The following is a 7,467-nucleotide window of genomic DNA, read 5'->3' as shown; positions in this document are numbered from 1 at the left end:
AACAACCCGCTGAAGAATGCGCCACATACCCAGGCGGATGTAATCGAGGGCGAGTGGACCCGCCCCTATTCGCGCGAGCAGGCGGTGTTCCCGGTGGCCGGGCTGAAGCACGCCAAGTTCTGGCCGACACTGAACCGGATCGACAACGTCTACGGTGACCGCAACCTGTTCTGCAGCTGTCCGGCGGTGGAGGATTATCGCTAGTCGCGCGCCGGCTTTCTCAAGGCGGATGCAAACGCGGGGCACCTGGTGATGCTAATGGCGCCAGGTGTCCTTTTTGGTATCGATCTACCGTCACGGGATGACGATTTGTCGTCATTTAGGTTAATATTGCGCACAGTTTGTTTATTGATTAATTATCAAAGTGTGTTGCCCCGTTGATAGCCTGATGGTTTGAGCCACGGAGCAAGCCATGGACTGGCCGTTCACGCGATTCAGGTACTATCGATGAAGTTGTTCGCAGCGCTGCTGGTCCTGTGCTTGCCCGTTATTGCTGCCGCAGATGAGCCAGCACCAGAGCCGTTAATACCCGTTGCTATCCTTGGCTCCTCGCCCGTGCTGGATGCACGGGCTGACGAGTGGCGCGGTGATGCCGGCACCGTTCTCCCCCTTCACCCCAGCACTACAGAGGCGGCATCGGTTATCGATGCGCGCGAACTGTTGCTGAAGGTTGGGCGCTTTGACGATCAGGTGTTGGTTTACGTGGAGTGGCGCGATGATCAGCCCGATCTGCTGCATAAACCCTATGTCTGGGATGATATGTCGGGCCGCTATGTGCGTGGTGTCGAGCGCGAAGATCGCCTGGCGCTACAATTTGAAATAAGCGGCGACTATAGTACTGACTGGTTGTCCGGAAACCAGTTTGTTGCCGACATGTGGCATTGGAAAGCATCACGGAGTAATCCGCTGGGGTTGGCGCACGATAAACTGACCCGGATTAGCGCCACTAAGCTGTTACGCAGTTATCGTACACAGGACAAGCAGGGGCGCCCGCTCTACATCCTGCGCGAATCTGATGCCGGCGACCCCCTCTACCGAACCCTGTTGTATGGTCGCAAGGACCAGCCCGTCATGCCTAAATATGTGCTAGCTCAGGCCCCCTCTGGATCGGTAGCCGATGTGCGTGCGTATGGCGAATGGCGCGACGGATTCTGGCGCGTGGAGCTGCTTCGCAAGCTGGATACCGGTCATGATGATGATGTGCGCTTCGCTCGGGGCAAGATGGTCAGAGCGGGGATCGCAGTGTTTGATCGTTCCGAGAACCCCGATCATATGCTGACCCAAACCCTCCGGATACAGTTTTAGGAGCCGGTATGAGCCGCCGTTCTTCACGCCGTCGTGCCCGGATCTCCCTGACCCATCTGCAGGTGCTTTATCTGGCATTAACCGCGCTCATTCTGCTGGGTGCCGGTTCCTACGTGATGCGTCATCAGCATGAAGTAGCAAGCTTGTCGACCAATAGTCAGCAGCAGCTGAGCCAAACGCTGATCAACGCGCGCACGCTTCAGCAGCGGCACGCCTGGCTATTGTCCCTGTTGCATCAGCTGTCTCTTGAAGCGAGCCGCTTCCAGCTGGAGTTTGAACTGTTGGTGCTGGACCCTGAGCGCAGTGACGAAATCGTGCGCCAGGTCCACCAGCGACTGACGGGGTTGCGCGCTGAGCTGGAAACCGACAAAGCGCAAAGTTTTGGTGATCGCCTGCTGCCACTGCGTGATTATCTCGACATGATGCTGGGTATCGGTTATGACCTGCTGCTCACCGAAGGTGGCAATTCTCGCCTCCAGATCTACCGCGACAGTGACCAGGCGCTCTCTGCTATCAATTTTGAAATCGGCCGTATCGAAGCCTCGGTGGAGGCGGAAACGGAGCTGTTGGCCTCACGGGTCGGTCACACCATTGATCGGGTGGAACGCAATAGTGAGCGCATGGGGCAGCTATTTGACAGCATCGGCGAGGTGTTGCTGGTTACCCTGATTGCGGTGTTTTTGGTTCTGGCCGGCTCGACATCCCATCTCTTCCTGCTCTTTCAACAGCGGTTGCGGGCCTTAGCCCGCTATGCCGAGGAGATTGCGGTGGAGCAGTTGGTGTTACCTCCCTTTAAAAGCCGTGACCCTACCGGCCGACTTGCGTCACAAATGTCACGCATGGCGCGGCGCATCCGCCGCCTGTTTCGCGAAGCGCGTGCCGCGACCGAAACCGCGGAGACGCTGGCTTACTATGATCCGCTCACCGGGTTGGAGAATCGACGTTTGTTCGGTCGTAATCTGGCTGCGGCGTTTGCCGATGTGCGCCGGGGTGGCAGTAGCGCCTCGTTACTGATGCTGGACCTGGATGGCTTCAAGGCGGTCAACGACACCATTGGACATGATGCCGGCGATCAACTGCTGAAAATTGTTGCCCAGCGGTTGCGTGACACGGTGCGTGATGGGGATCATCTGGCGCGCATGGGTGGCGATGAATTCGCGTTGTTGACCCGGCGCGACGGCACCTCGTTACCCCAGTTGCCCCAGCGGATACTGAAAGCGCTTCGAGAGCCGATCATGCTGGAGCGCCACCGTCTGCAGATCAGTACCAGTATCGGTATCGCCCGTATCGGTGAAGATGGCGAGTCTATGGTCGAGTTGTTGCGCAATGCCGACATGGCGCTTTACAAGGCCAAGGCGCTGGGGCGCGACTGTTTCCACTACTTCTCCGAACAGTTGAACGAAGAAGCGCAGCACAAGATTCGGATGATCGCGGCGATGCGCGACGCGATCGAGAGCGAAGCGTTCGATGTTCACTTTCAGCCCAAGGTCGATCTGCGCCGCGGTCATACCTGTGGTCTTGAAGCGCTGATCCGTTGGCCGTTACAGGATGGCAGTTATATTCGACCGGACGAGTTTATTCCGCTGGCCGAGGAAACCGGTTTGATCCTGCCCATCGGCGAATGGGTGTTGCGACGAGCCTGTGAAGAGGGCAGTCGATTGCAGCGCGATGGATACGCGCTACCCATCGCGGTAAATCTGTCGGCGCGGCAGTTTATCGATGAAGGTTTTGTTGCTCGGGTGGCGGCTATTTTGCGCCAGACTCAACTACCGCCTGCGTTACTGGAACTGGAAATTACCGAAACCCTGCTGCTAGACAATATCGAACGCAGCATCAGTGTGCTGAGCGAGTTGAAGGCGATGGGTATCACCGTGTCCATCGATGATTTTGGCACCGGTTTTTCTTCGCTGGAGTATCTGAAGATACTGCCTGTCGATGTGCTCAAGCTTGACCGCAGCTTTGTGGCCGGACTGCCCGGTGATTGCAAAGATGTGGCCATTGTCGAGGCGGTTGTGTCTCTGGGGCGAAGGCTGGGTCTGGCTGTGGTCGCAGAGGGTATCGAGACCGCGGAGCAGGGGCGCTATCTGGCGCGTCTGCACTGTGACATCGGCCAGGGCGCGCTGTTTGGGCTGGCGCAACCGATCGATGAGCTTGAGCTCGGGATATCCCACGCCACCGCCCTGGCGGCTACCTGATGCCGCTAGCAATGAATGCTGGGGACGGGAGTGCGATAGTTCTCAGGAGGGGGGGGCGGGCGCCCGACCTCTTCATAACTATGGCTTCTGTTGTGCGGCAAAAGGCAGAGCGGCAATTGCCGCGTCACGGTAGGCAGCGACATGGCGGCGTTCTTCGGCGGTCCAGCGCTGCAGCGGTTGTGCTAGTCGGGTGTCGTAAACCCGGTGCAGTGAGCGGGTAATCATCGGCTCGAATCCTCGGATCAGCTTGTGCTCCCCTTGGGTGCCCGGATCAAAACGGGCTAGTCGTTGCTCGATCGCGAACTCGATTCCCTGGTAATAACACACTTCAAAGTGAAGTCCGTTAATCTGCGGGTCTCCGCCCCACCAGCGCCCATAAAGGGTGGTGTCGTCAAACAGAAACAGTGCGGCGCCACAGGGCCGTTGATCCTGATACGCACAGACCATTAGCAGTTGGTCTGCCATGTGAGCCGCCAAGTCATCGAAAAATGACTTGTTCAGGTAGGGTGTCTGGCCGCGACAGAGGTAGGTTTGACGGTAGAACCGATAGAAAACGTCAAGGTCTGCCTGGCAGAGGTTGTCGCCCCGGATGCGACTGATTCGAACTCCTTGTGCCTCGATTCTGCGCCGCTCCTTACGCAGGTTTTTGCGCTTGTCTGAGCGGAGCTGCTGCAGGAAAGCGTCAAAATCGGCGAAGTTGCGGTTATGCCAGTGAAACTGGCAATCTTCCCGAGCCAGCAATGGCAGCGCCCGTCCGTCAGGGTCGAGGCAGAGGCCATCAGCGTTGCTGAACAAGAGGTGCCAGGAACTCAGTTGCAGGCGCTCTGTCTCCCGGTCCAGGGCTGCGATGATCTCTTCAGGTTTTACCGATTCTGCTGCCAGCCAACGGGGGCCGGGGCATGGGGTGAAGGGAATGGCGGCCAGTAGCTTGGGGTAATAGGGTAAGGCCAAAGACTCCGCTGCTTGAGCCCAGCTCCAATCGAACACGTACTCGCCACGAGAGTGGTGCTTGAGATAGCAGGGCACAATCGCCATCACTTGGTTGCTTCGACTCAGTACGAGGTGGTGCGGTTCCCAACCTGTTGCTGTCGAGACCGCACCGCTGTGCTCCAAAGCTCGCAGATACGCGTACTGTAAAAACGGATAGCGGTCTGGCATGAGCGCGGCCCAGTGATCTGCGGGGACTTGGCTGATACGGTCGCAATGATGAACATCAAGCATGGGTGCCGGGGCGTTGTGTTATATCAAGACCCAGTACTATAGTCGGTCTCTGGTTTGTCGAACCACAGGCGCGGATGATTGACGCGCTGTTACAGGGGAGGGTGTGAGTGGCTGGGCGTCAATATCGTGTGGCTGTTTTTCTTTTTCGGCGTGATTTGCGGCTGGTTGATAACAGTGGCTTGAACATGGCGCGTGAGCGCTCCGAGAGCGTGCTGCCGTTGTTTGTTCTCGACCCAGAGCAGGTCGAGCCGCATCCCTATCGCAGCGCGCCTGCGCTGTCGTTCATGCAGTGCTCACTGAGCGACCTGATCACGGAGCTGCGCGCCGAAAGCGGTGATCTGTGGATTCGACGAGGCTCGCCGGCACGGGAACTGGAGGCTTTGATTCGTTCCGAAGGCATCGAGGCGGTGTTTGTGAACCGTGATTTCACCCCCTTCAGTCGTCAGCGGGATGCGGAAATAGCCGCGCTCTGTCAACGCCTGGGTTGCGGGTTTTATGCCGTAGATGACCTGTTGCTGCATCCGCCGGAGCAGACACTCAAAGCGGATCGCACGCCCTACAGGGTGTTTACACCGTACTATCGTTCGGCGGCGAGAATCCCGGTTGCGGTTCCTGAGCCCCTTAGTCGCGGCGGCTGGTATCGGGACAAGACAGAGAAACCGGCAACATCCGCATTGAAGTCCCTTGTTGCGGCTGACGCTGGGCGCACCGACGGCGAACCGGCGTGGCGGGGAGGGCGCAGCGAAGCGCTGTCTTTACTGGACGCAATTGACACCTTGAGTGGCTATGCCGAACGCCGCGACCTGCCTGCAGAACGCGGGACCTCGCGCCTGTCGGCCCACCTGAAGTTTGGCACCTGCTCGGTTCGGGAGGTGTACTATCGCGTTTTACACTGTTGGGGAGAGGATCACCCTCTGTTGCGACAGCTTCACTGGCGTGATTTCTTTACCCAGATTGCCTGGCACTATCCACAGGTCTTTGGGCAGCCTTTTGATCGCCGACTGACGGCGATGCGCTGGCCTAATGAAAAGGCGAAGTTTGAGGCTTGGTGTCAGGGGCGTACCGGGTTCCCGATTGTGGATGCGGGAATGCGCGAACTCAATCACAGCGGCTACATGCATAATCGTCTGCGCATGATTGTTGCCTCTTTTCTGGTAAAGGATCTGCATGTCGATTGGCGCTGGGGTGAGCGCTATTTTGCCCAGCGTCTGATCGACTATGATCCCTGCGTCAATAATGGTAGCTGGCAGTGGGCTGCAAGTACCGGCTGTGATGCCCAGCCCTGGTTCCGTATCTTCAACCCCTGGCGGCAGCAGCAGCGCTTCGACCCGGAAGGTGAATATATAAGATCTTGGGTGCCGGAGCTGGCGGGGCTTGGCGCTAAGGCGCTATTGCAGTTGGAGTGTGGCGGAGCCCCCGCTGGTTACCCTGAGCCGATTGTGGATCACAAGTCGGCTGCGCTCTGGAGCAAGGAAAGCTATCGTCAGGCCCTGGCGGCAGGGAATGATCAGGCGTAAGCAGGCAGTTGTTGCTGGTGCTGGTTATACTCGGGTGGAACCGATTCAGGAGGAGCTATGAACGAACTGGAGCTGGAGTATGAGCAGAGCCATGAGCTGGATCCGGATACCCATCCCTTTGAACTGCACCCGCAACTGGCGGCCGATACAGTCAAACTGGGTGAGTTTCCGCTCTCCGACCTGCTGTTGATGAACGATGCCAACTACCCTTGGTTTATTTTGGTACCGCGGCGAGTGAGCGTAACCGAAATCTTCCACCTCTCCGCCGAGGATCAGGGACAACTGCTGAAAGAATCTAGTTACTTGGCAGAGAATCTGCGAGACGCCTTCAACGCGCTGAAAATGAACATAGCCGCGCTTGGTAATGTTGTACCGCAATTGCACCTTCATCACGTGGTTCGCTATAGCGATGACCCGACCTGGCCTGCGCCGGTATGGGGGGCGGTGACGCCGCAGCCCTACACGGATGTCGAAATCGAGACTATCCGTCAGCGTATTGAACTACTGCAGCAGGGGGAGTTATACCGGCCCTGCTAAGGCAATATTGTTCTAACTAGAGCTGAAATTGATATTTGCTAAATGCTTGGAGTGGGCTAAAGTTCCCCTGCACGAAAGGACCCCTGTGAACTGATCAAAAGGGACGCATCATGTTTACACTCTATTTGGCCAACGGAAGTGTCTTGCTGACGCTGGTGCTGGTGTCGCTCACGGTTATGGCGACTTACGTCTCGCTGCGCGTGTTATTTCAATTGTGTTCTGGGCCGATGACTGGTTTATCGGCCGTTAGGCGCAACTCCCATGGCAGTCAGTCGTAGCTGATCAACGAGGCAGGCTGAGAGCCTGCCTCGTTTCTGCAATCCCTCAATCCGCTCCTCAAAAATAGCGCTAAATGGCCTGGACAGGGGATGCCTCGCTTCAGGCTATCGGGTTATAATCGCCGGTTTGTGTCGTCTAGCTTCAACCGGTGGATTAACTATGCCCATCTATGAATACCAATGCGCTGATTGCGGTCATCAGCTGGAGGCTCTGCAGAAGATCAGCGATGCGCCGTTGTTGGATTGTCCCTCCTGTTCAAAAGCCTCCCTGAAGAAGCAGATCTCTGCAGCGGGATTTCGTCTCGCTGGCTCCGGGTGGTACGAAACCGATTTCAAAACCGGCGGCAAGAAAAATCTTGCCGGTGATGGTGGCGGCTCCAGCTCTGCCAGCACCAATTAAATCCTCGTCTGTCG

At 57.4% G+C, this 7,467-nt stretch carries 7 protein-coding genes; 6 read left to right on the top strand and 1 reads right to left on the bottom strand.

Translation table 11 applies throughout. The annotated features are described in order from the left end of the window. The 3 genes from JJQ76_RS04345 to JJQ76_RS04335 form a co-directional block, all read left to right on the top strand. Window positions 1-204: hypothetical protein (locus JJQ76_RS04345; protein WP_210395461.1), on the top strand; the 204-nt coding region annotated here is incomplete at its 5' end. 243 nt (window positions 205-447) lie between these two features. After that, window positions 448-1,305, top strand: coding sequence for an ethylbenzene dehydrogenase-related protein (locus JJQ76_RS04340; RefSeq protein ID WP_210395460.1), 858 nt, complete (start codon window positions 448-450; stop codon window positions 1,303-1,305). Between the two features lie 8 nt (window positions 1,306-1,313). Beyond that, window positions 1,314-3,500 carry a putative bifunctional diguanylate cyclase/phosphodiesterase gene (locus JJQ76_RS04335; protein WP_210395459.1) on the top strand — a complete coding sequence of 729 codons (2,187 nt, stop codon included), beginning with the start codon at window positions 1,314-1,316 and terminating at the stop codon, window positions 3,498-3,500. A 78-nt stretch (window positions 3,501-3,578) separates the two neighbouring features. Here JJQ76_RS04335 and JJQ76_RS04330 read toward each other — a convergent pair whose 3' ends face one another. Beyond that, window positions 3,579-4,721 (bottom strand): GNAT family N-acetyltransferase, encoded by a 1,143-nt coding sequence (locus tag JJQ76_RS04330; protein ID WP_210395458.1) that lies wholly within the window; start codon window positions 4,719-4,721, stop codon window positions 3,579-3,581. Between the two features lie 107 nt (window positions 4,722-4,828). On the opposite strand from JJQ76_RS04330, the gene JJQ76_RS18200 reads away from it, so the two are divergent. The 3 genes from JJQ76_RS18200 to JJQ76_RS04315 all read left to right on the top strand — a co-directional run bounded on the left by JJQ76_RS18200 (window position 4,829) and on the right by JJQ76_RS04315 (window position 7,453). Then, a complete protein-coding gene (locus tag JJQ76_RS18200; protein ID WP_210395457.1) occupies window positions 4,829-6,238 on the top strand; it encodes a cryptochrome/photolyase family protein in 1,410 nt (469 codons plus the stop codon). A 57-nt stretch (window positions 6,239-6,295) separates the two neighbouring features. Next, window positions 6,296-6,775: an HIT domain-containing protein gene (locus tag JJQ76_RS04320; protein WP_210395456.1), complete on the top strand. Its 480-nt coding sequence runs from the start codon at window positions 6,296-6,298 to the stop codon at window positions 6,773-6,775. 438 nt (window positions 6,776-7,213) lie between these two features. Next, window positions 7,214-7,453, top strand: coding sequence for an FmdB family zinc ribbon protein (locus JJQ76_RS04315; RefSeq protein WP_210395455.1), 240 nt, complete (start codon window positions 7,214-7,216; stop codon window positions 7,451-7,453). The last annotated feature ends 14 nt before the right edge of the window (window positions 7,454-7,467 follow it).

Origin of the sequence: Motiliproteus sediminis (assembly GCF_017912535.1) — a bacterium.
GTDB lineage: Bacteria > Pseudomonadota > Gammaproteobacteria > Pseudomonadales > Balneatricaceae > Motiliproteus > Motiliproteus sediminis.
This window is presented reverse-complemented; position numbering and strand designations above follow the sequence as displayed.

Bases quoted from the DNA above. Each gene is read 5' to 3' on its own strand.
- JJQ76_RS04320 (WP_210395456.1), top strand. From the start codon at position 6,296: ATGAACGAACTGGAGCTGGAGTATGAGCAGAGCCATGAGCTGGATCCG.
- JJQ76_RS04340 (WP_210395460.1), top strand. From the start codon at position 448: ATGAAGTTGTTCGCAGCGCTGCTGGTCCTGTGCTTGCCCGTTATTGCT.
- JJQ76_RS04315 (WP_210395455.1), top strand. From the start codon at position 7,214: ATGCCCATCTATGAATACCAATGCGCTGATTGCGGTCATCAGCTGGAG.
- JJQ76_RS04330 (WP_210395458.1), bottom strand. From the start codon at position 4,721: ATGCTTGATGTTCATCATTGCGACCGTATCAGCCAAGTCCCCGCAGAT.
- JJQ76_RS04335 (WP_210395459.1), top strand. From the start codon at position 1,314: ATGAGCCGCCGTTCTTCACGCCGTCGTGCCCGGATCTCCCTGACCCAT.